Below are 21412 nucleotides of genomic sequence, written 5' to 3'. Positions count from 1 at the left end.
AGAGATCTTCCTGCATACTGATTATGTTCCTGGAGGAGATCGCCATGCTCAAAGCCCGATTCACCGAACACCAGATCATCGCCGTTCTGAAGTCCGTCGAAGCCGGACGCACCGTCAAAGATGTGTGCCGCGAAGCCGGGATTTCTGAGGCCTCGTACTACAACTGGAAAGCGAAGTTCGGCGGTATGGAAGCCTCTGATATCAAAAAGATGAAGGACCTCGAAGATGAAAACCGCCGGTTGAAACTGATGTTTGCGGACCTGAGCCTCGAGTGCCGCGCATTGAAAGACGTTATTGAAAAAAAGCTTTAAAACCAGCGATAAAGCGTGAGCTGGTCAGCTATCTGACCGCGCAGTTTGCCATGAGCTTACGTCAGGCATGCAGGATATTGTCGCTGAGCAGGACGGTATTTCGTTATCAGCCGGATACGCAACGTGATGAGCCAGTCATTATGGCGCTGACCGTGGCGGCTGAACGCTATCCGCGATACGGATTTAAAAAGCTTTTTCAGGTGCTGCGCAGGCAGGGCAAAAGCTGGAACCATAAGCGCGTGCACCGGATTTACTGCCTGCTGAAACTGAATTTTCGCCGTAAGGGAAAACAGCGCCTGCCAGTGCGCAATCCGGTTCCGCTGGTGACGCCAGAGGCGATGAACCAGAGCTGGTCCATCGATTTTATGCACGATGCGCTGGTGTGCGGCAGACGCTTCCGGACCTTCAGCGTGGTGGATGATTTTAACCGCGAAGCACTGGCGATCGAAATTGACCTGAATATCCCGGCGCAGCGGGTCGTGAGAGTGCTGGACAGGATCGTGGCAAACCGCGGATATCCGCTAAAGAGGCTCTGTCGCATTAGCGTAGAGAGGTTAGCAAAAGTGGCGCTGCCGGTTATTTAGGCAGCCTACAGATAAAATTGTTCCGCAGGTGACAATCCCTCATTTTGAGGATGCTGATATTGTTCTTTACGTATCATGTGGAGCAATTCGATACCAGCCAGTATCGTCTGCGCACGCCGAAACGATTTGAATCCCAACATCGGGCGAGTTCGACGTTTGATATTCCTGTGGTCTTGCTCAACGAGATTATTCAGGTACTTACTTTGCCTGATAGTGAGGGTTTCTTCATCAGCTTTCCCGGTATTGAGTGTGGCCAGCGCCGCTGTATTGGCACCACTCTTATCGATAGTCACGACCTCCGGTTCGCCATGGTGACGAATGGTCTTGCGGAAGAAACGCAGTGCAGCTGCTGCATCCCGTTTGGCGGTGAGCAGGAAGTCGATGGTCAGGCCGTCGGTATCCACTGCACGGTACAGATACTTCCACTGGCCTTTGATTTTGATATAGGTTTCATCCATCCGCCACCGACGACCCACCTTACGTTTATGTCGACGAAATGCCTTGTCCAGCAAGGGCACCAGGCGGATGACCCAACGGTGAAGTGTGGAATGGTCAACGATTACCCCACGCTCTGCCATCATCTCTTCCAGGTTGCGCAGGCTGAGCGAGTAAGCCAGATACCAGCGGGCACATTGAGCAATGACATCGATGGGATAATGCAGGCGTTTGAAAGCTTTTCGGATGAGAGACATGGGCAGGCAATATATCAAAAAACAGCATGTTACCTGACTACGCCTTAATGCGACAAAACCCGTCCCATCGATCGCGGTATCGCGGGGCCAGGTCTGCTGGCACGGGTGTTAGCCGCGAAATACTGCGAGCATCTGCCGCTGTATCGCCAGACTGAAATCCTGGCGCGTCAGGGCGTGGATCTGAGTCGTGCACTGCTCTCCAACTGGGTGGATGCCTGTTGCCGGTTAATGGCGCCACTGAATGATGCACTGTACAACTATGTGATGGGCTGCCACAAACTGCACACTGATGATACACCGGTGCCGGTACTGGCACCGGGGAGAAAGAAGACGAAAACCGGGCGCATCTGGACGTATGTTCGCGATGACCGGAACGCTGCCTCGTCTGATCCGCCAGCGGCGTGGTTCGCGTACTCGCCGGACCGGCAGGGGAAGCATCCTCAGGAACACCTTCGCCACTATCATGTTGTGCTGCAGGCGGATGCCTTCGCAGGCTATGACCGGTTGTTCAGCGCAGAGCGTGACGGTGGCCCGTTAACAGAAGCGGCCTGCTGGGCCCATGCACGCCGCAAAATCCACGACGTCTATATAAGCACGCAAACGGCGACAGCAGAGGAAGCCCTGAAACGTATCGGCGAGCTGTATGCCATCGAGGAAAAAATACGCGGCCTTCCGATAGCAGAGCGTCTGGCAGCCAGGCAATCCCGGAGCAAACCGTTGCTGGCTTCGCTGCACGACTGGTTGGTGGAGAAAAGCGCAACGCTGTCGAAAAAATCGCGGCTGGGTGAGGCGTTCGCTTACGCGCTGAACCAGTGGGATGCGCTGTGCTACTACTGCGCTGATGGCCTGGCAGAGCCGGATAATAACGCTGCTGAGCGCGCGCTACGAGCGGTCTGTCTTGGCAAGAAAAACTACATCTTCTTCGGCAGCGATCATGGTGGTGAACGTGGTGCCCTGCTGTATGGTCTGATCGGAACGTGCAGGCTGAACGGTATCGATCCGGAAGCCTACCTTCGCCATATCCTGAGCGTACTGCCGGAGTGGCCAGCAACAAAGTGGCGGAACTGCTGCCATGGAACGTAGATCTCACCAAGCAATAGTCGTCAATACGGCGCTCACTTAACGCTTACTGTTATTGCTGCTTGTCGGTTTCTTTGTTCTGGAACCGCTGGGGATCCCGGTCAGTGCGATAGCGGCGGCTGGCGCAGCAGTGCTGTTTGTGGTGGCGAAAAGAGGCCATGCCATCAACACCGGGAAAGTCCTGCGCGGTGCGCCATGGCAGATCGTTATTTTTTCGCTGGGCATGTACCTCGTGGTCTATGGCCTGCGCAATGCAGGGCTCACGGAGTACCTGTCTGGCGTGCTGAATCTGCTGGAAGACAAGGGGTTATGGGCAACGACGTTCGGCACCGGCTTCCTGACGGCATTTCTCTCATCAGTGATGAACAATATGCCGACGGTACTGATTGGCGCGCTGTCGATTGACGGGAGTACGGCGACCGGCGTCGTCAAAGAGGCAATGATTTATGCCAATGTGATTGGCTGCGATTTAGGCCCGAAAATCACCCCGATTGGCAGTCTGGCAACCCTGCTGTGGCTGCATGTGCTTGCCCAGAAAAATATAAAGATTACATGGGGATATTACTTCCGTACCGGCATTGTTATGACTGTGCCGGTACTGTTTGTCACTCTGGCCGCGCTGGCGTGGCGGCTCTCTGTCAGTTTGTAATGAGATACTGATATGAGCAACATTACCATCTATCACAACCCGGCCTGTGGCACCTCACGCAACACGCTGGAGATGATCCGTAACAGCGGCAACGAACCAACGATAATTTATTATCTCGATACGCCCCCGACCCACGATGAGCTTATTAAACTTATTTCAGATATGGGAATTACGGTACGTGCATTGCTGCGTAAGAATGTTGAGCCTTATGAGAAACTGGGACTTGCAGATGACAGGTTTACCGATGAGCAACTGATAGAATTAATGCTGCAGCATCCAATTCTTATCAACCAGCCAATTGTTGTAACACCTGTAGGAACCCGCCTGTGCAGACCTTCAGAGGTGGTACTGGAAATTATTCCGGAACCTCAGCAGGGTGCATTCACGAAAGAAGATGGCGAAAAGGTTATTGATGAAGCAGGGAAGCGGGTGAAGTAATAAGCAACGAAATGGATAATTCGATTGCGGAACACGTTATTTAGCTTTAACAGCAAACAAAAAAGAGCCCATGTATTCCATGGACTCTTTCTGAGATGCCTCGATTATTCTGTCCAACTTTTGGGGGTCAGTACACACTGAGGCTGAGTTTTACGTCAGAAAACAGGGTAGCACCGGGGTTACTCGCGGGGCTGACTGACCAAAGGATTGCAAGGGTAATAAGGGCAATCCATGAAGACCCACACCGACGCTGGACGCTTGCTGAACTGGCGGCCATCGCGTGCATATCCCGTTCAACGCTGGCACAGGTATTTCGTGAGAAAACGGGGATTCCACCTGTAGAGTATGTAACTTGCAGTACGTGCCCTGGTAAACTCAGATATCCTGATTTCTGCTCTTAGCTATGCATTTGGGTATGATTCTGACAGTGCTTTCAGCCATGCCTTTCGTCGTATTAAAGGTCTTACACCCAGTGAATACAGAAAAACTATGCGATTAAAAACAACGAATTAATTTCTTAACGTTTTTTTTACACGATTGCCCCTCAAACATATATATTTTTTTAAATCAATGGAATATGCTCTTAATGTGCGTTTTCGTTCCATTGGACCTCAAACCCCATCGTGCTTATAAGGTCGATGGCCGTCATAGCGTCCAGATGACTGGTTGATTCATCGAGACAGATAAGATCAAGCATATTCAAAAGGATACGAGCAAAAGAAAGCCGTTGCTGCTCGCCACCAGAAAGGATATGGCCCCATGACTGGCGCTTGTTCAGTCGTGGGCACAGATGCTCCAGTCTAACCCTTTTTAGACAGTTTTCCAGGCGTTCGTTGCTGACTTTGGCTAAGCAAGGATACGTCAACACATGGGTCAGGAGATCGTGAGGCAGATACGGTTGTTGCGGGAAAACAGAGTTTTCCCAGTCGGTGGAGAATAGACCCCACTACTGTATGGCCATAGCCCGGAGAGTGCTTTCAAGAAAGTCGTTTTACCGCAACCACTGGAGCCGACAATAGCAATAGACTCACCGTGTTGTAAGTCAAGACTTATGGGGTTAAACAGGGACGCATCAGTGAGTTATGCGGGAAGATATGCATTTCTGAGACCACCTTTTATATCTTAGAACTACTTCATTTTTTCAAGTTCTGAGTCTGGTTTTGGGTTACTGCTTACATTTATCAGCATCAGGAAAATCTTTTCCCATATGGGTAATGCGCACACCATCGCCTTAAAAACAGGATTGGCCTCTGAGACCAGAATAAAAAAATCAGGTTCCGATTATGCAGGTGCAATCAGCCACAATTTCTCAATAAGCTGCAGCTTTTGAAGCGTACTATATGCTTTGAGAATAGCAGAACTATGTTTTCAGCAGAACTATACCCAGGAGAAACCATGTCGCTCGAATCAACGAAGGAGGGTAAGTTAAGGAATCATCGGATAGTGAACGTCTTGCACCGAAAGTAACCTATAGTATGGTGCAGGGTTAATCTGAAGCTTCGTTGAATAAAAGAAATGCCACGCCTCATTTTGGTGCTTTACGGTATCTCTCCTGCATCATGATGATCCATGCTCCATAGTAAATTACCATTACGCATCATGTTATCTTATTGATAATAAATGAATAAATTAATGGCACACTTTGTGCTTAAATTAATGTGAAAGCTTAAAAATTTAAATCCATGAACAAGTGATAATAACCTGTAGCTTGCATTGTCAGTACCGATGCGATGGGCCAAAAAATGATTTTCAATGCGATCATAATTTAACTCGCAACCGATTAAACGTTCACATTGACGATGATGACCAAGGGGAGGTGACTGTACGCAATATAACCATCAATACTAAATCAAAAATTCATGCAGAGATTTTTTATAAAATGACTCTGTGTTGCAAATAATAACTCCTATGTTTTGAGAAACGAAAGCTTTGAAGCTTTTTTCTGTGAAAGTAAAGTCTATACTGCCCAGGTCGGCGATTTAACAAGGATACAATGCTGATGCATAAACTCATAAAAAATTACGAAGCTGACATCTTTTTCGATGAGCTGATCGACCATGAGGGCAATCCACGTTTTTCCGCACAACGTCTGATTCAATGCCTTGATTCTCTCCCGCCGGATGAACTGGAGAAACGTCGTCTGACGGCAGAGGCGACAATTCAGGAAATGGGGATTAGCTTTACGGTATATACCGATAAAGGAAATATCGACAGGATTTGGCCATTCGATATTATTCCACGCATTATTGATGCCAGAGACTGGGCAATAGCGGAAACAGGTCTGAAGCAACGTCTTACCGCCCTGAACCGCTTTATCGATGACCTGTATAATGAACAAAACTGCATCAAAGATGGCATTATTCCTGAATATATTATTAAGGAATCTAAAAATTTCCGTCCTGAGTGTGTTGGCATGAAGCCACCGTATGGCGTATGGGCGCATATTTGCGGTACCGATTTAGTCCGCGATGAAACCGGGCAATTCTACGTCCTGGAAGATAACCTGCGGGTGCCTTCTGGCGTCTCCTATATGCTGGAAAACCGCGCCATTACCAAGCGCGTCCTGCCAGAACTGTTTGAAAGTGACGAGATCAAACCGATTGATGCTTATCCGGCACAGCTGCTGGAAACTCTGACGGCCCTGTCGCCGCGGCAGATTGAACGCCCGGAGATCGTGGTGCTGACACCGGGTATTTATAACTCCGCCTACTTCGAGCATGCCTTCCTGGCTCAGCAAATGGGGGTGGAACTTGTCGAGGGCGCCGATCTGTTTGTCGGCGACGACGACTGCGTCTACACCAAAACGATCTATGGCCCGGAGCGGGTGGATGTCATTTACCGGCGCATTGACGATATGTTCCTCGATCCGGAAGTCTTCCAGCCTGAGTCGGTTCTTGGCGTGCCTGGCCTGATGCGGGCCTGGAAAGCCGGAAATGTCGCGCTGGCAAATGCGCCGGGTGCCGGAGTGGCGGACGACAAGGTGGTCTATGCATATGTTCCGGACCTGATTCGCTACTATCTTGACGAAGAACCCATTCTCCCGAATGTCGAAACCTTCCTTTGCCAGAACGATGACGACCGCGAATACGTACTGCAGAATCTGAATAAGCTGGTGGTGAAACCGGCTAATGAATCAGGTGGTTACGGTATGTTGGTCGGGCCGCATTCAACCAAAAAAGAGCAGCAGATATTTGCCAAACTGATCCAGGAAAATCCCCGTAATTATATTGCTCAGCCGACGCTGAAGCTCTCCACCGCACCGGCGCTCATCGCCAAAGATTATCTCGAGCCGCGCCACCTTGATTTACGTCCATTTATTTTGCAAAGCAAAGAGACTTACGTGACGACCGGCGGCCTGACGCGGGTGGCGATGAAAAAAGGTTCGTTAGTGGTGAACTCATCGCAGGGCGGTGGCAGTAAGGATACCTGGATCGTGGAGAGCAAACGATAATGAATATGCTATCAAGAGTTGCGGCACGCCTGTACTGGAGCGCGCGTTATCTGGAACGCGTGGAGAATATCGCACGATTAGTCAGCGTGTATGACGATCTGCTTTACGATCTGCCACGCGATATTGCGGTTTCCTGGTATAACCTGATTGAAATTAACAGCGGTGTCGTCTTGTTTAACCAGCGCTATAAGATTAAAGACGAACGTAATGTTCTGAAGTTTCTGCTGGCTGACGAGAGCAACCCAGATTCACTGCTGTCGTCATTAAAAATGGTCCGTGAAAATATCCGGACCAGCCGCGATGTGGTACCGGGCGAAATGTGGGAGCTGATTAATGAGCTGGATCTCTATGCCCGCCAGAATATCCGCCTCGGTATCAACCGTTCTGAACGGCATACCTACCTTAATACCATCATAGAAGGATGTCAGAAAATTGTTGGTTTACTGACCGGTTCGATGAGTCGTGATGCCGGCTGGTATTTTCTGAACATGGGGCGCTATCTCGAGCGCGCTGATATGAATACACGCATCCTTGACGCCGCGAATTCCCTGATGATGCAGGCACGCGAGGAAGAGAGCATTAAGTTAGGCCAGGTCGTGTGGTCGAAGGTACTGAAATCACAAAGCGCCTATCTCAGCTTTCGCCGGGTGATGCGCTGCTCTATTAAAGGCTCGCTGGTGGTCACTTTGCTCCTTACGGACAGGCATTTCCCCCGTTCGCAGCGCTTCTGTCTGGAGCAGATCAAACTGGCCGCCGCTGAGCTGCCGCGGGCATCAGCCGTTTCTGTGCACATCGACAGCCTGCTGCTGGCGACCCGGGGCGTTGAACACTCTCACGATCTGAACCGAGAGTTCAGCCTCTATCTTAATGAAATCCAGCTCAGCCTGATTGCGCTTCATCATCTGATTACCGACAACTGGTTTCATTTCCTGCAAGGAGATGCCGTATGACCATCCGGGTAGCGATTCAACATAAAACGACCTATGACTTCGATCGTTTGATCAACGTGGCGCCACATATTTTGCGTCTGCGGCCTGCGCCACATTCACGTACTCATATCCATGGCTACTCCCTGAAAGTGACGCCAGAGGACCATTTTATTAACTGGCAGCAGGATCCCTTCGGTAACTATCAGGCACGTCTGGTGTTTCCTGAAAAAGTGAAGCGCCTGGAGTTTGCGGTGGAGGTGATCGCGGATATGACCGTGATCAACCCGTTTGATTTCTTTATTGAAGAGTATGCCGAGAATTTCCCCTTTGCCTATGATGCCTTGATGCAAGAAGAACTCGCGCCTTATCTCAAGGTCACCGAGCAGTGTCCTGAGCTGGAGGCGTGGCTGGCAAGCGTTGATTGTGAGGAAATGGTGCCTATCGTAACCTTCCTCGTGCAGCTCAATAGCCGACTGGCCAACGAAATTGACTACGGTATTCGCCTTGAACCCGGCGTGCAGAGTTGTCAGGAGACGCTGACATTAAAAAAAGGCTCGTGCCGGGATACCTCATGGTTGCTGGTACAGATACTGCGTAATCTGGGGCTGGCCGCGCGCTTTGCCTCTGGCTATCTGGTGCAGCTCACCGCCGATGTGAAAGCGCTGGATGGCCCCTCTGGCCCGGAACAGGATTTCACCGATCTGCACGCCTGGTGCGAGGTCTATTTACCCGGCGCCGGGTGGGTGGGGCTCGACCCGACCAGCGGCCTGTTCGCGGGCGAAGGGCATATTCCTTTAGCCTGTACGGCTGACCCGCAGTCTGCGGCGCCGATTACCGGCGCAACCGACCCGTGCGAATGCGAGTTTAGCTATTCCAATATTGTCACCCGCATCCATGAAGATCCACGGGTCACACGGCCTTATAGCGAAGACGAGTGGCTTAACATCAACGCACTGGGGCGCGCTGTTGACGCCGAACTGCAATCTAACGATGTGCGACTGACAATGGGGGGCGAACCGACGTTTATCTCCATTGACGATATGGATTCCGCACAGTGGAATACCGATGCGCTGGGTAAAGATAAATTACGCCTCGCGAAAGATCTGTTACTGCGCTTAAAAACGCAGTTTAGTCGCGGCGGATTGCTGCATTATGGTCAGGGAAAATGGTATCCGGGCGAAGAGGTTCCGCGTTGGGCGCTTGGATGCTTCTGGCGTACCGATGGCGAGGCGTTGTGGCACGACCAGGCGCTCCTGGCCCGTGTCGATCGGGATTATGGCCACACCCTTAGTGACGCGGAACGATTTGGTGAGGCTCTATGTCGGCAGTTAGGGGTTGCCGCCCGCTATTTACAACCCGCTTATGAAGATTCGCTCTACTATCTGTGGCTGGAGCGTTCTCTACCTGAGGGGGTCGATCCGAGGACCGCGAATCTGAATCATGACCTCGAACGGCGGAGACTGGCGAGTTTGCTTAGCCGCGGGATGGAAAACCCCACGGGCTACATCCTGCCTGTCGAATTCGATGGCGCATGCTGGCAAAGTAGCCCCTGGCCAATGCGTGCCGGGCTGATTACACTGATCCCCGGTGATAGCGCGATGGGCTACCGTCTGCCGCTCAATTCGCTGCCGCCATTAGCCGACGATGAGATCGTCGTCGAACGAGATCCTTTTGAACCTCGCGAACCCCTTCCGGTCTTTGCTATGGGGGGAGAGACGGCCCCTGTTCGTGCCCGGCAGACCTTGCAGCAACAAAAAATGGTCGCCAACGGCACTAAAAGCGTGGTCCGTACCGCACTGTGCTTCGAACCGCGAGAGGGCAAGCTGCATCTGTTCCTGCCCCCGGTAACCCACCTCGAGAATTATGTGGCCCTGGTGCATGCCATCGAGGAGGCGGCCAGTGAGCTGCAGCTTCCGGTGGTGATTGAAGGTTATGAGCCGCCAAAAGATCCTCGCTTGCAAAAGCTGTTATTGACCCCCGATCCGGGGGTTATCGAGGTCAATATTCACCCGGCCAGCCACTGGGATGAATTGGTGCATAATATTGAAACACTCTACGAGCAGGCGCACCAGGCAAGGCTGGGGGCCGAGAAGTTTATGCTTGATGGTCGGCACACCGGTACCGGAGGGGGAAACCATGTCACTTTGGGCGGGAGTACGCCAGCCGACAGTCCGGTACTTCGACGTCCCGATCTCCTGCGTAGCCTGGTGACCTACTGGCAACATCACCCCGGTCTTTCCTACTTATTCTCCGGTATGTTTATTGGACCAACCAGTCAGGCTCCGCGCCCGGATGAAGGGCGCGATGAAGCCCTCTATGAAATGGAAATTGCCTTCCAGAATATGCCGGAAGGGCTGGTTGATACGCCATGGCTGGTGGACAGACTGATGCGCAATCTGCTGGTGGATGTCACCGGCAATACCCACCGTTCAGAATTCTGCATTGACAAACTCTATGCGGCAGGCAGCAGTAGTGGTCGCCTGGGGCTGCTGGAGTTCCGCGGTTTCGAAATGCCCCCTCACGCTCGCATGTCGCTGGTGCAATTACTGCTCCTTCGGTGTCTGGTGGCGCGTTTCTGGAAAGAACCGTATCACCAGCCGCTGGTCCGCTGGGGGACACAGCTGCACGATAAATTTATGTTGCCGCATTTTGTCTGGCAGGATGTGAAAGAGGTGGTGGATGACCTGCAGCGTCATGGTTATCCCTTCAAACTGGCGTGGCTGTTGCCGTTTGAAGAGTTCCGTTTCCCGCACTATGGTCGTCAGCAAATTGATGATATTGAGCTGGAGCTGCGCTGGGCCATCGAGCCGTGGCATGTTCTGGGCGAGGAGGTGACGCTGTCCGGGACCTCGCGCTATGTTGACTCCTCGGTCGAACGTATACAGGTACGCCTGTCGGGTTTAACCGAAGGGCGCTACGTGCTGGCGTGTAACGGCCGCCGCGTGCCGCTGCGGGCGACCGGAAGACAAGGGGAGATGGTGGGGGCGGTACGTTATCGGGCGTGGGCGCCGCCGTCGGCGCTGCATCCGACGCTGGGGGTGAATACCCCGCTGGTGTTTGATTTGATTGATACATGGAATGGTCTTTCCATCGGTGGCTGCACCTATCGTGTCAGCCACCCTGGCGGACGAAACTATGAGACGCGACCGGTCAACAGCAATGAAGCCGAAGCCAGGCGTGTCAATCGCTTCTGGGATCATGGTTTTACCCAGGGCGCATTAGTTCCCCCGCCGGCATTCAGCGCGCTCAGGACATTCTATGAGCATGAGCAGGTTCCCCGCCCGATGGCTCCGCCTGCTGAGGAACCTGGCGACGAATACCCTCATACTTTGGACCTTCGCAGGAAGTATACTAGGATTTAGTTTTGAGCCGGGTAATCAGAATACATGACCGCATCTTTTTCTGAATCAATCACGCCGGCCTGTGAGCCGGCTTCTTTCGCTGTCGATAGCGCTTCGACAGCCATTTATAACGAGGCCTGCGATCTGACGAACACCCTCCGCCCACACTGGACAGAGGTGATGAACAGCGTCAGTGAGATGGGTGTGGAAGGGATGGAAAACCGTCTGCGCCAGGCCCAGCGTATTTTGCGCGACGATGGTGCCACCTATAACCTGAATGGCGATCCGCTTTCGCCAAACGTCTGGTCGCTGGATATCATCCCCAATCTGTTGGCGGAGGCGGAATGGTCAAGCGTGGAACGCGGGCTGGCGCAGCGTTCGCGGCTATTCGACCTGATGCTTAAAGATCTCTATGGCGAACAGCGGCTGCTGAAAGAAGGGGTTATCCCCTCGGAAATCGTCTTCTCTCACCCCGGTTTTCTGCGCCAATGCCACGGTATCCGTTTGCCTGGGGCCCATAATCTTATCTTCCACGCGGTCGATTTGGTTCGCGGCGGGAATGGACAGTTTGTGGCGATTGGCGATCGCACCCAGGCCCCGAGCGGTACCGGTTATGTTCTGGAAAACCGAATCGCCGTTTCCCGCGTCCTGCCATCGTTGTTTCGTAACAGCCATGTCCGGCGGCTTTCCGGTTTCTTTCATGCGCTACGGCATACGCTGGCCAGCCTCGCCAGCCACAAAACCGATACCCCACGGATCGTCGTCCTGACTCCTGGCGCCTACAGCAGTACCTATTTTGAGCACGCTTATCTGGCAAACTATCTCGGTTTTCAGCTGGTGCAGGGGGGCGACCTGACCGTGCGTAACGGCAGAGTATGGTTGAAATCCCTGAATGGGCTGTCGGAAGTCGATGTGATTGTGCGCCGGATGGATGATGCCTACTGCGATCAGACCGAACTCCGCTCCGACTCGCGCCTGGGGGTGCCGGGGCTGCTTGAAGTGGTGCGCAACGGTAACGTCGTGCTGGCTAACCCTCTGGGCTCAGGGGTCCTTGAAGCACCGGCGTTGCTGGCGTTTCTCGCGGAAATTAGTCAGTTTTTGCTGGGCGAACCGCTGTTGATCCCCACGGTTAAAACCTGGTGGTGCGGCCGAGTGGAGGACCGAGACTTCGTGATCCACCACCTTGAGCAACTGATCATCAAACCGTCTTATCGTAGTTTTGATAGCAAAAGTATCTATGGTCATAGTCTGGATGACGCGGGCCGCAAGCTGATTATTCAGCAAATCACCGCCAGCCCGCACAGCTACGTGGCGCAGGCCTATATCCCGGGCTCACGCGTTCCGGTGTGGGCTAATCAGCAAATTGAGTATCGTCCGACGATTTTCCGCGCGTTCACCGTTGCCGCACCGGAAGGATACTGCGTCATGCCAGGAACGTTGTCGCGGGTAGCAGAGTCTGCTGATGATTGTATTGTCAGCGACTTATCCGGGGCGTGGAGTAAAGATACGTGGATACTTGGTGAAAGCTTCGATACCGCGCAGCCACTTCTGACAGACTCGATTCCCCGTGATGAGGGAAGTTTGCCCAGCCGGGTGATAGAAAACCTGTTCTGGTTCGGCCGCTATGCGGAACGCGCGGAGATGAGCCTGCGTCTGATACGTATTCTTTTCAAGCAGCTTAACGGCGTTGAGCATTTTATGCCGGAAAGCCGCGAGATTCTGCTGGGGGCATTATCTGCGCTTACCGGGACGTTGCCAGAAAGCGGCGCTGTCGGCGATCAGAATCATGAGCTTTCTTCCCTGGTGTGCGATGGCCAACGCACGGGATCGATAAAATTTAATATTCTCAACATGCTGGCCTGCGGTGAGCAGGTGAAAGAGATGCTGTCGGCCGATACGCGCATTATCATCAATGAATTACGTGATTATATTCGGACGGTGGAAGTCGCATATCAAGACGGGCTGCCGGAATTGCCGGAAGAGTCGCTGGATAATCTGGTCACCTCTTTACTGGCCTTGTCCGGACTGAATCATGAAAGCATGCTGCGGGGCATGGACTGGCGGTTCCAGGAGATTGGTCGCCGCGCCGAACGAGCGCGTCTGACCGCCATTCTGCTGAAACATACTTTGACCCGCGCCGTTCCGGGTTTACAGCAACAGCAAATTTTAGAATCGGTACTGATGAGCGTCGAGGCGTTAATTTCTTTTCGACGACGTTACCGGGGGCAGATGAATATCATTTCCGGTCTGGATTTATTGATGCTGGATGGGACGAACCCGCGTTCGTTGATTTATCAGGTCGATCGGTTGCGTAAATATCTCCTCGATTTGCCGCGCCAGGAGGGACAGACCTCCAGCCTGACATCGGATATGCGCCCGGTGATGAAATCACTCACGGATATACAACTTGCCGATCTCGACCGACTGGCGCAAGTCGATGAACCCACCGGACTGCGTGAACAACTGGATACGTTAATGACGCAGATAATCAGTCAGCTGGAGCAATTCACTACCTTGCTGAGCGACAAATATTTCGACCACGCCAATGGACCGCAGCAACTGATTAACACCCAGTGGAAGACCGACTTATGAAATACCGGGTACGACATCTTACAAAGTACCAGTACAACTCTCCGGTGACGTTATGCTACAACATGACGCACCTGTTGCCGCGCAATACCGCCAGTCAGCACTGCGTACAGCGGCGGATAACCGTAACGCCGATGCCGGTTTATCAGAACGAAGGGTATGATTATTTTGGCAATCTGACGTTTTATTTCTCGATCCAGGTCCCGCACGACACCCTGACCATTGAGATGGAAAGTGAGCTTGATATTGACGAAATCAACCACGCGGATCTGCTGCATAGCCACTCTCTGACCTGCGGAGAGTATCGGCAGCAATTGCATGAGTCCGGGACGCCGGAGCTGCGGATGGCGAAGGAGTATTTGCTCGACTCCAGTTTAATTCGCCGTTCTGAGCGGCTGGCCTGCTACGCGGCGGATATTTTCCATGATGATGCCCCGGTCATTCAGGCGGCGGCGGCATTGACCCATCGCATTTTTGAGGAGTTTACTTTCGATCCGATTGCGACCAGCGTCAGCACCCCGCCAGAGCAGGTCTTACAGGAAAAGCGGGGGGTCTGTCAGGATTTTGCCCATCTGGCGATCGCCTGCCTGCGTTCCGTCGGCTTACCCGCGCGCTATATCAGCGGCTATATTGAAACGCTACCGCCCGAGGGGCAGGAAAAATTAGTCGGGACCGATGCGTCGCATGCGTGGTTTGCCATTTTTATCCCCGACGCAGGCTGGCTGGAGTTTGACCCGACCAACGATCTCATGCCTCAGGGGCAACATATTGTCACGGCGTGGGGCAGGGATTACGCCGATGTTGCCCCATTGCAGGGGGTTATTTTCGATGGCGGAGTCACGCTGGCCCTCGAAGTTGCGGTCGATGTACAGCGCGGCTGAGCACTAATATTTCCCCCTCAGCGAGAGCGGAGGGGGAAAATTGGAAGTAACCCTGGGCGTTTAGTGTATAACCTGCGACAAAAACGTACGGGTACGTTCTGATTTTGGATGGGAGAAAAATTCCTGTGGCGGCGCCTGTTCGACAATCTCACCGCGGTCCATGAAGATCACCCGATCGGCCACCGTACGGGCAAAACCTATTTCATGCGTGACGCACAACATAGTCATACCATCTTCCGCCAGGCCAATCATTGTATCGAGCACTTCTTTGACCATCTCCGGATCAAGTGCTGAGGTAGGCTCATCGAACAACATGATTTTTGGTTTCATGCACAAAGAACGGGAAACGGTGAGGCGTCGTTGCGATGAATGCCTGGAGAAAGCGAAACGTCCCCAGTCCGCGCCGAGGATTTTGGCAGTACCCAAAAGTAGTAAATGAGACTGGGCATCAGGCGAATTGCCACTGCCCGATGATTAAACCAGTATAAATCAGAAACTATCGTGTTTTCCAAATGATAAAAAAGTAGTTAACTATGGCGAGAGCCGGGCGTTAACGTCCTGGAATTACAAACAGGAAGGGGGAGAGGGAATGAGGCGTTTTTTTCTTAAATCATTAGCCGCAGGTATTTTTGTTTTAGCCAGCTCAGGCGTTCAGGCGTCGTCAGTCTCTGCTTCTGATACGACGCCCCAAATGGCCTATGAGGATATATCTCGCTCCTTACCTGAGCTGGAACCCATAACTTTCCAGGCCGGTGCGGAAAAGCACAAGCTGTTAGTTTTTGTCGATAACCAATGTATTTATTGCAGCTATGTCGTTAAAAATATCAAAAAATATACTGACGCAGGACTGACAATGTCGTTTCTGACGATAGTGCCGTCATCCATCAAGGATTCGGTTATCGAAGATATGGGTCGAGTCTGGTGCGCGTCCGATCGCCAAAAAAGTCTTCAGAACGCCATGGCCGGTTTTTTGCCGGGCAACGATAGCTCAGAAAAATGTAAAAATCTGGTGATTAAACAATCGGATCTTGCTGAACGACTGGGTGTGACGGTGACACCAGTCATGGTGGTGTTGGATCGCTCAGTACACACTTTCATTGGCAGTGTTTCTCCGGAGAAAATTCTCTCCGAACTCCAGTGATCAGATGAGAATGGTAAATGATTTTTTTGGCCGCAGCTCCTTCATAGTGGCTTAAATAACCGTGAGAAGCTTCACCCAACTTAGTGTTGACAATAATTCTGAGTTGGGTTTGCTGTCGCAACATTAGCGCAGTATTCCACGAGTATTGTACGGCGATTGATTGGATGTTCAGGTCACAATGAAGAGGTGAAGCCATGATAATGGATTACCTGTTGATGTCGTACATTGCGCTTGTTTCCTGTTGGCCTGTGACGCTGATCCTACTATGGGGTGCCGTTGTCGTGTTACTGCATGCTGAACGGCGGGTGCTGAATGTGTCCATCGTTGTCCTGGTTGGTTTTCTGGTCTTTGCTGCCTGGCAGTTCGGAGCGACTATGCGCGGAGCCTCTTCATTGCTGATGGGGGGCGCAGGAAGCTTTGTACATCTTGCCGGGATAGAAAGTCGCTAACCCCCTACCAATTTCAGCCATCAATACCGTACCCCTTTTGTAACTGTGCAAATCAGCACAGTTTCTTTTTCCAGTTAATCTGCCTGTGATTTGTACGCCTGAATGCTTAGCCGCTGAACTGGCGCTTTACCGGCGCCAAAACCTCCTGCACCTCCATAATCAAGCTCATTCATTGCCTACACGAATCCCGTTCCTTTTTTGATTAAATTATTTTATCTTTACGATTTAATTTACTGATCATAAGTTAAGCGCATGCAGAAGAAGCCTGTATGTTTAACCAGTGTCAGGAGGTCAGGAAATGGCAGTAACCAGCAAAAAGCCGATTCTTGTCGATCAGCCGATTCTCGAAGGCTTACAGCGCCTTCGGGATGATGAATGCCGACGTTCTGCCGTTGGCGCAGCCCCAAGCATTCAGGAGCTGGCGCGTCATCTTTTGCGGCAGGGTATCCACCGGCATGAGGCGGGCAAGAAGTAATATCACAGCCCAAAAGGAGAAACCAATGCCGCTAATGAAACTACCCTCATGGGCGCGAGCAGCGTTCGGTATGAAAGGTAAGAAAAAACAGTCCCAACTCTCTGAGGAAAAACCATCCATGTTCGATTTCTCGCATCTTTCAGGAAAAACCAAAACGAAGAGTGAATCTGATAACGGGAATGTGCCACTGAAACTGGACAGTGACGACACCAGGATCGCCAGACCTAAGCAGAACAGTCGCGGCCACAATGTCGCGGTTTCCCCGGAGGCAAAAAATAATCCGGTTCTGGCGGTTCGTTTGTTGAAGGAAACGGAGCTTTCTTCGAAGAAAATAAAGCTGCAGCTGGCATCGTCGCCGATGGCGCTTTCTGTGTTTACCCAAAAGTTTATGGAAGAGAACGACCCGACCTGGGAATTTCAGGATGACGAAGAGAAAGCTCGCTCGGCGCTAACGTTTTCAACGCAGAACCGTGATGCAAATGGTTACTCTGCTGCCCAGAGTAGCGCTCTGAAGGCGCTGAAGAAGATGGAAGAGCCTCTGACAGAAGACGAGATTAAAGCATTAGCCAGCAAGGCATCTAAGATGCAAAACGACTATGACCCTATGTCACCTCAGAATGTGAATGCTCGCCGTAAGGCTGACGAAGAGTACCGGGAAGAGGTCGCGCAGGCTGCTGCACGCCGTAACGATCGTATCCGGGCATCTGGTGTGAGCCTGCCGGGGGATACTCGTCGGGTGAATGGCAAGATTGAAGGGCCAGCGCGTGAAGCCGAGCTGCTTAAATCACAGGTTCCTCTCTGAGAGCTGCGGAGATGAGCGTTATGAACTTTCAGCACCTCAACAAGCCGCAATCTGATGCGCAGTCGTATGGCTTTTCCGGGCGCCGTATGCAGCGTATGCACCAGCTTCAGCAATCGGTTGAAGAAGAGGAACTCCCCGAATGCCCCCATTCTGATGCGCATCTGATAGCGGTGAGCAAAGAGGCAAAACAAAATCCGATACAGGCATTTCATCTTATCGCGGAAGGGATCCCACATCAGCAGGCCATTGCCAGACTAAAAGGCAGCGCTCGCCAGCTCAGTCGTTTTACCCGTCGGGCTATGGAGAAAGTTTATCCTGGCTGGGAGTTCCTTGATGCCGAAGACCAGAACATGGCGGCATTCCAGCACAGCATGATTAACGGTGACACAAACGGCTATCGTGCAGGTTTTAATGCTGCCCTGTCGGCGCTGGAGAGGTTTGTAGAGCCCATTACGTTTGATGACATCACCAATAGCGTTAATTCGCTGGTGGAGGAAGCATGAGTAATTCATTCGATTTTGAGCTGATTGCGGACGACAGAGTCAGCGCTACCATTGATGAGATCAACGAGGCCATAAAAAACCTCCTCCCTCACTTGGATGAGACACAAGAAAAGCTTAACCTCGGCGGCGATGATACTGTCGATAGACTTGATGATGTCAGTGAGAGATTGGATAAAATGTCCCGTAGTGCGCGGGATAACGTCCAGTTCATCGGAGATATTATTCCTCCATTGAAGATTGTTGGTGAGCTGGCCGGGAAAATGGCTGGATTTGGCGCTGTGGGGGTTATTGGATTCGGCATGAAAAAAGTTGCCGACGGCTTCCGAGATGCGGCAAAAGAGGCATATAACCTCGAAACACATGCGCAAAATACTGCTATGAGCACTAAGGAGTTTTCGGCGCTATCGGGGGCATTGCGCATTCTTGGTACAGATAGTGAGACCGCAGCTGCATCAATTGAGAGCGTCTTTAAATCCCTGAATGAGGCCGCCAGTGGGTCTAATACAACAGTTGCGGGGGCGATGGAGCAAATTGGCGCTCAAATAATCAAAAATAAAGATGGTTCTCTTGATCTGCTTAGCACACTAAACTCTATTTCCAGCGCCCTTCAAAACTGGAGCCCATCGCAACAAAAATCCTTCGCTAATGCTGTCGGGCTTACTCCTGAGATGCTAACGCTGTTACGTGAAGGCTCTAAGTATGCTGGACTTCTGGCAAAAGCAGAGAAGTTTGGACTAACTGTTGATCCCGAGCTGAACAAACAACTCTCAGACGTCAATGTGACGATGAATGAGCTGAGTGCTTCCTGGGATGGCTTGATTAATAAGGCTGAAAAAAAGGTTCTGAAATTTGTCATGTCCGATGGTTCCGTTAAGAACGGACTGGAGGGGGTCACAGATTTACTCACTAACGGTGATTTTACCGCATTATCCCATGCGGTTGGTTTTATAAATACTGACGAGGCTGAGAAGTTACGCCGCATTCAGGGCAATAAAGAGCTTTATAACAAACTCACTCGCCGGGAGCGCGGGGCGGTCGATGCTGGTTTTATGACCGATGCCGTGCGTAAGCGTTATGATGCAGAATATGGGGCTATTGACGCTGTAGAGCGCCTGCGTGTTGACATGTCCATAATTGTGCCGAAAAAAGTTCCTGGCAATGAAAAAATACCTTATGACGATGGGCACAACGTCCCAAATACACCGGGATTTAGAAATCATAATCCAGGAAACCTGAAAGCTGCACCTAACTCAACTGGGAGGAGGGGCAAATTTTCCACATTTGCCAGCAATGATGATGGTCTGTCGGCTATGGCTCGCCAACTTATGCTTTATGGTGATCGCGGGAATAATACTCCTGGAGGAATTATTCATACATATGCTCCGAGTTCGGAAAACAACACGCGTGCATATATTAACGATGTGACCTCCAGCACTGGATATCGGCCAGAGCAGCGGCTCGATCTTCATAACCCGGAAGTTCTTAAGACGCTGATGGCATCAATGATCAGGCATGAGCAGGGCTCTCAACCCTTCACAGAAGAACAACTCAAAAACGCTATAAGAACTGCCATCATGGATGACCGGTGGTCAGGAAAGCGTAGCCCGGAGATACTCTCTCAGCAGCGGGACAATATCAACTCGATGCCGACTGGTGGCTATCGTCCCGAATCAATACTGACGCCAAAGAAAACCAACAGTGACTCGAGTACCGTCACCGATAACCTGGCTCGCTCCCTCAAGGATACTTTCACAGAACAACCTCTAAGGCTAGAGATCGTTATGACTAACGATAAAGGCGAGCGGAAAACTTACAACGTTGAAAATAATGGGAAAATAATTACGCCCATGAACTATTGATGCCCCCTTTCACCATCGCCTTACAAAAATGGGTCCTTCCTGAGCCTTTTGTAAGGCACGGGCATTGCGCGCCGCAGTGTTTTTGTAGCTGCAGGTTTTCAATTTGATTGACACTTTACACTTGACACTTTTCTGTTGTCAGGTTGTTAAAGTCCAGAAGCGGGGCGTGATGTAGGGGAATTGGTGAGAATTTTGATTGACAGTTTGATTGACACTTTCAGCCCGAAAAGTGTCAAGTTGACAGAAAAAAGTGTCAAGCGGTTGATCCCTTGACGTTTGATTGACAGTTTCCCGCCGGCGGGTTGACACACTGGCCAGTCGGCGACAATGAGGCAGGAGAAAATTATGTCACTAATGAGCGTCAGCCAGTACGCAAAACATGCCGGAATGAGCCGGCAGGCACTGTATAACTGGGAGAGCCATGAAGGATTCCCGGCGCGGGTTGACGGGAAGATTGACCAGGAGGTCTGCGATGCCTATCTGGCCCGATACCGCAGCGCCAGTGACCCGCGCACGAAGAATGCCAGGGGCAAAATCAAGCCTGCTCCAGCAGGTCAGGTGCAGGGGAATACGTTGGTGGAAATGAGTGTTGCGGAGATTAAGAGCATCATAGCATCAGGTGGCGGGAAGGTGGCCGGGATGGACCCGGACGAACGCGCTCAACTGGCTGCAAAGGCCGTAGAGCTGTTTGTAAGCGAAGGCCCCTATAACCCGCCTGTGACGTTCGGCGGCTACCGGCTGTCGATTGTTGAAACGCCAGATGATGAAATCGGGCAGATCATCGCCGGTGGTGCGTTTGGCCTGTCTGCCTATGATGTGGTTTACGAGTGCCGGGATTACACCCTGACCCTCATGAGCGATGAAACTGAAGAAACAGCCATGCGGAGAGCGATCCCTTCGTTGCTGTATGCCCTGGCCGACGATACCGACTAAACGAAAGTGCGCCAGCGGGCTCCTGTTATTCCAGCCCTCCGGGGCTGGCTTTTTATATTGATGCTCAGGGCGTAGCCGGGGAGCCTGTAGGACTGGAGGGTGTATGGTGTTAAAACAGAAGAAAATCGATGCGGTAATTGAAGAGCTGGCCCGCCTGCAGGGGCATGAGCTGAATGACGGCCGATATTCTGAAGCAGGCCGCCAAAGAGGTTAGCGGAATGTACACCTGTAGGGTGAATATAGAAAGAACCGGTTAAAGCAGTGGCCCACTGAGATCAGGAGCATAACCACTTAATCCGGGTGGT

At 51.8% G+C, this 21412-nt stretch carries 18 protein-coding genes and 4 pseudogenes; 18 read left to right on the top strand and 4 right to left on the bottom strand.

Annotated elements, in window-relative coordinates; translation table 11 throughout:
• Positions 1-44: 44 nt before the first annotated feature.
• Positions 45-838 (top strand): annotated as a pseudogene (locus CW267_RS09845) (IS3 family transposase); the annotation flags it as partial.
• A 62-nt stretch (positions 839-900) separates the two neighbouring features.
• Here CW267_RS09845 and CW267_RS09840 read toward each other — a convergent pair.
• The gene (locus CW267_RS09840) at positions 901-1587 is read right to left on the bottom strand and encodes an IS6 family transposase (protein ID WP_100781773.1); all 687 of its coding nucleotides are present in this window, start codon (positions 1585-1587) and stop codon (positions 901-903) included.
• A gap of 57 nt (positions 1588-1644) precedes the next feature.
• Between CW267_RS09840 and tnpC the strand changes: the two are divergent.
• The 5 genes and pseudogenes from tnpC to CW267_RS31670 form a co-directional block, all read left to right on the top strand.
• Positions 1645-2687: pseudogene (tnpC, locus tag CW267_RS09835) on the top strand (IS66 family transposase); the annotation flags it as partial.
• Positions 2688-2713: 26 nt separating this feature from the next.
• Positions 2714-3316 (top strand): annotated as a pseudogene (locus CW267_RS09830) (ArsB/NhaD family transporter); the annotation flags it as partial.
• A gap of 12 nt (positions 3317-3328) precedes the next feature.
• Positions 3329-3754, top strand: coding sequence for a glutaredoxin-dependent arsenate reductase (gene arsC / locus CW267_RS09825; RefSeq protein WP_100781677.1), 426 nt, complete (start codon positions 3329-3331; stop codon positions 3752-3754).
• Between the two features lie 95 nt (positions 3755-3849).
• Complete coding sequence (locus CW267_RS31675) at positions 3850-4155, top strand: AraC family transcriptional regulator (RefSeq protein WP_100781678.1); 306 nt, start codon at positions 3850-3852, stop codon at positions 4153-4155.
• Entirely contained in the window at positions 4121-4267 is a 147-nt protein-coding gene (locus CW267_RS31670) for a helix-turn-helix domain-containing protein (protein WP_100781689.1), read from the top strand. The genes CW267_RS31675 and CW267_RS31670 overlap by 35 nt, the downstream gene beginning before the upstream one ends.
• Positions 4268-4337: 70 nt before the next feature.
• Here CW267_RS31670 and CW267_RS31665 read toward each other — a convergent pair whose 3' ends face one another.
• The gene (locus CW267_RS31665) at positions 4338-4622 is read right to left on the bottom strand and encodes an ATP-binding cassette domain-containing protein (protein WP_374733509.1); all 285 of its coding nucleotides are present in this window, start codon (positions 4620-4622) and stop codon (positions 4338-4340) included.
• Positions 4623-4627: 5 nt separating this feature from the next.
• A complete protein-coding gene (locus CW267_RS31660) occupies positions 4628-4807 on the bottom strand; it encodes an ATP-binding cassette domain-containing protein (protein WP_374733517.1) in 180 nt (59 codons plus the stop codon).
• A 946-nt stretch (positions 4808-5753) separates the two neighbouring features.
• On the opposite strand from CW267_RS31660, the gene CW267_RS09800 reads away from it, so the two are divergent.
• The 5 genes from CW267_RS09800 to CW267_RS09780 all read left to right on the top strand — a co-directional run bounded on the left by CW267_RS09800 (position 5754) and on the right by CW267_RS09780 (position 14945).
• The gene (locus CW267_RS09800) at positions 5754-7205 is read left to right on the top strand and encodes a circularly permuted type 2 ATP-grasp protein (protein ID WP_100696909.1); all 1452 of its coding nucleotides are present in this window, start codon (positions 5754-5756) and stop codon (positions 7203-7205) included.
• 5 nt (positions 7206-7210) lie between these two features.
• The gene (locus tag CW267_RS09795; protein ID WP_061156364.1) at positions 7211-8155 is read left to right on the top strand and encodes an alpha-E domain-containing protein; all 945 of its coding nucleotides are present in this window, start codon (positions 7211-7213) and stop codon (positions 8153-8155) included.
• Positions 8152-11496: a DUF2126 domain-containing protein gene (locus tag CW267_RS09790; protein ID WP_100781681.1), complete on the top strand. Its 3345-nt coding sequence runs from the start codon at positions 8152-8154 to the stop codon at positions 11494-11496. Before CW267_RS09795 ends, CW267_RS09790 begins: the two co-directional genes overlap by 4 nt.
• Before the next feature lie 159 nt (positions 11497-11655).
• The gene (locus CW267_RS09785) at positions 11656-14067 is read left to right on the top strand and encodes a circularly permuted type 2 ATP-grasp protein (protein ID WP_206053243.1); all 2412 of its coding nucleotides are present in this window, start codon (positions 11656-11658) and stop codon (positions 14065-14067) included.
• Positions 14064-14945, top strand: a complete 882-nt coding sequence (locus CW267_RS09780; protein ID WP_100683711.1) for a transglutaminase family protein — start codon at positions 14064-14066, stop codon at positions 14943-14945. Before CW267_RS09785 ends, CW267_RS09780 begins: the two co-directional genes overlap by 4 nt.
• Positions 14946-15005: 60 nt before the next feature.
• Here the strand turns inward: CW267_RS09780 and CW267_RS09775 are convergent.
• Positions 15006-15293, bottom strand: a pseudogene (locus CW267_RS09775) (amino acid ABC transporter ATP-binding protein); the annotation flags it as partial.
• Between the two features lie 241 nt (positions 15294-15534).
• Between CW267_RS09775 and CW267_RS09770 the strand changes: the two are divergent.
• The 7 genes from CW267_RS09770 (at position 15535) to CW267_RS09745 (ending at position 21107) form a co-directional block, all read left to right on the top strand.
• A complete protein-coding gene (locus tag CW267_RS09770) occupies positions 15535-16086 on the top strand; it encodes a thioredoxin fold domain-containing protein (protein ID WP_100781683.1) in 552 nt (183 codons plus the stop codon).
• 200 nt (positions 16087-16286) lie between these two features.
• Entirely contained in the window at positions 16287-16535 is a 249-nt protein-coding gene (locus tag CW267_RS09765; RefSeq protein WP_100781690.1) for a hypothetical protein, read from the top strand.
• Positions 16536-16833: 298 nt separating this feature from the next.
• Positions 16834-17010, top strand: coding sequence for a hypothetical protein (locus CW267_RS30470; RefSeq protein ID WP_012540151.1), 177 nt, complete (start codon positions 16834-16836; stop codon positions 17008-17010).
• A 25-nt stretch (positions 17011-17035) separates the two neighbouring features.
• Positions 17036-17812 (top strand): hypothetical protein, encoded by a 777-nt coding sequence (locus CW267_RS09760; protein ID WP_227521833.1) that lies wholly within the window; start codon positions 17036-17038, stop codon positions 17810-17812.
• Between the two features lie 20 nt (positions 17813-17832).
• Positions 17833-18315: a hypothetical protein gene (locus CW267_RS09755; RefSeq protein ID WP_100781684.1), complete on the top strand. Its 483-nt coding sequence runs from the start codon at positions 17833-17835 to the stop codon at positions 18313-18315.
• Positions 18312-20174 (top strand): hypothetical protein, encoded by a 1863-nt coding sequence (locus CW267_RS09750; protein ID WP_100781685.1) that lies wholly within the window; start codon positions 18312-18314, stop codon positions 20172-20174. Before CW267_RS09755 ends, CW267_RS09750 begins: the two co-directional genes overlap by 4 nt.
• Positions 20175-20519: 345 nt before the next feature.
• Complete coding sequence (locus tag CW267_RS09745; RefSeq protein ID WP_100781686.1) at positions 20520-21107, top strand: hypothetical protein; 588 nt, start codon at positions 20520-20522, stop codon at positions 21105-21107.
• Positions 21108-21412: the final 305 nt, after the last annotated feature.

The organism is Klebsiella sp. X1-16S-Nf21 (assembly GCF_002837615.1).
In the GTDB taxonomy this organism is placed as follows: domain Bacteria; phylum Pseudomonadota; class Gammaproteobacteria; order Enterobacterales; family Enterobacteriaceae; genus Klebsiella; species Klebsiella variicola.
The sequence above is the reverse complement of the archived record's forward strand: the minus strand, read 5'-3'. Positions and strand labels throughout refer to the sequence as shown.

Bases quoted from the DNA above. Each gene is read 5' to 3' on its own strand.
- CW267_RS09840 (WP_100781773.1), bottom strand. From the start codon at position 1,587: ATGTCTCTCATCCGAAAAGCTTTCAAACGCCTGCATTATCCCATCGAT.
- arsC (WP_100781677.1), top strand. From the start codon at position 3,329: ATGAGCAACATTACCATCTATCACAACCCGGCCTGTGGCACCTCACGC.
- CW267_RS31675 (WP_100781678.1), top strand. From the start codon at position 3,850: ATGCCTCGATTATTCTGTCCAACTTTTGGGGGTCAGTACACACTGAGG.
- CW267_RS09800 (WP_100696909.1), top strand. From the start codon at position 5,754: ATGCATAAACTCATAAAAAATTACGAAGCTGACATCTTTTTCGATGAG.
- CW267_RS09795 (WP_061156364.1), top strand. From the start codon at position 7,211: ATGCTATCAAGAGTTGCGGCACGCCTGTACTGGAGCGCGCGTTATCTG.
- CW267_RS09790 (WP_100781681.1), top strand. From the start codon at position 8,152: ATGACCATCCGGGTAGCGATTCAACATAAAACGACCTATGACTTCGAT.
- CW267_RS09785 (WP_206053243.1), top strand. From the start codon at position 11,656: ATGAACAGCGTCAGTGAGATGGGTGTGGAAGGGATGGAAAACCGTCTG.
- CW267_RS09780 (WP_100683711.1), top strand. From the start codon at position 14,064: ATGAAATACCGGGTACGACATCTTACAAAGTACCAGTACAACTCTCCG.
- CW267_RS09770 (WP_100781683.1), top strand. From the start codon at position 15,535: ATGAGGCGTTTTTTTCTTAAATCATTAGCCGCAGGTATTTTTGTTTTA.
- CW267_RS09765 (WP_100781690.1), top strand. From the start codon at position 16,287: ATGGATTACCTGTTGATGTCGTACATTGCGCTTGTTTCCTGTTGGCCT.
- CW267_RS30470 (WP_012540151.1), top strand. From the start codon at position 16,834: ATGGCAGTAACCAGCAAAAAGCCGATTCTTGTCGATCAGCCGATTCTC.
- CW267_RS09760 (WP_227521833.1), top strand. From the start codon at position 17,036: ATGCCGCTAATGAAACTACCCTCATGGGCGCGAGCAGCGTTCGGTATG.
- CW267_RS09755 (WP_100781684.1), top strand. From the start codon at position 17,833: ATGAACTTTCAGCACCTCAACAAGCCGCAATCTGATGCGCAGTCGTAT.
- CW267_RS09750 (WP_100781685.1), top strand. From the start codon at position 18,312: ATGAGTAATTCATTCGATTTTGAGCTGATTGCGGACGACAGAGTCAGC.
- CW267_RS09745 (WP_100781686.1), top strand. From the start codon at position 20,520: ATGTCACTAATGAGCGTCAGCCAGTACGCAAAACATGCCGGAATGAGC.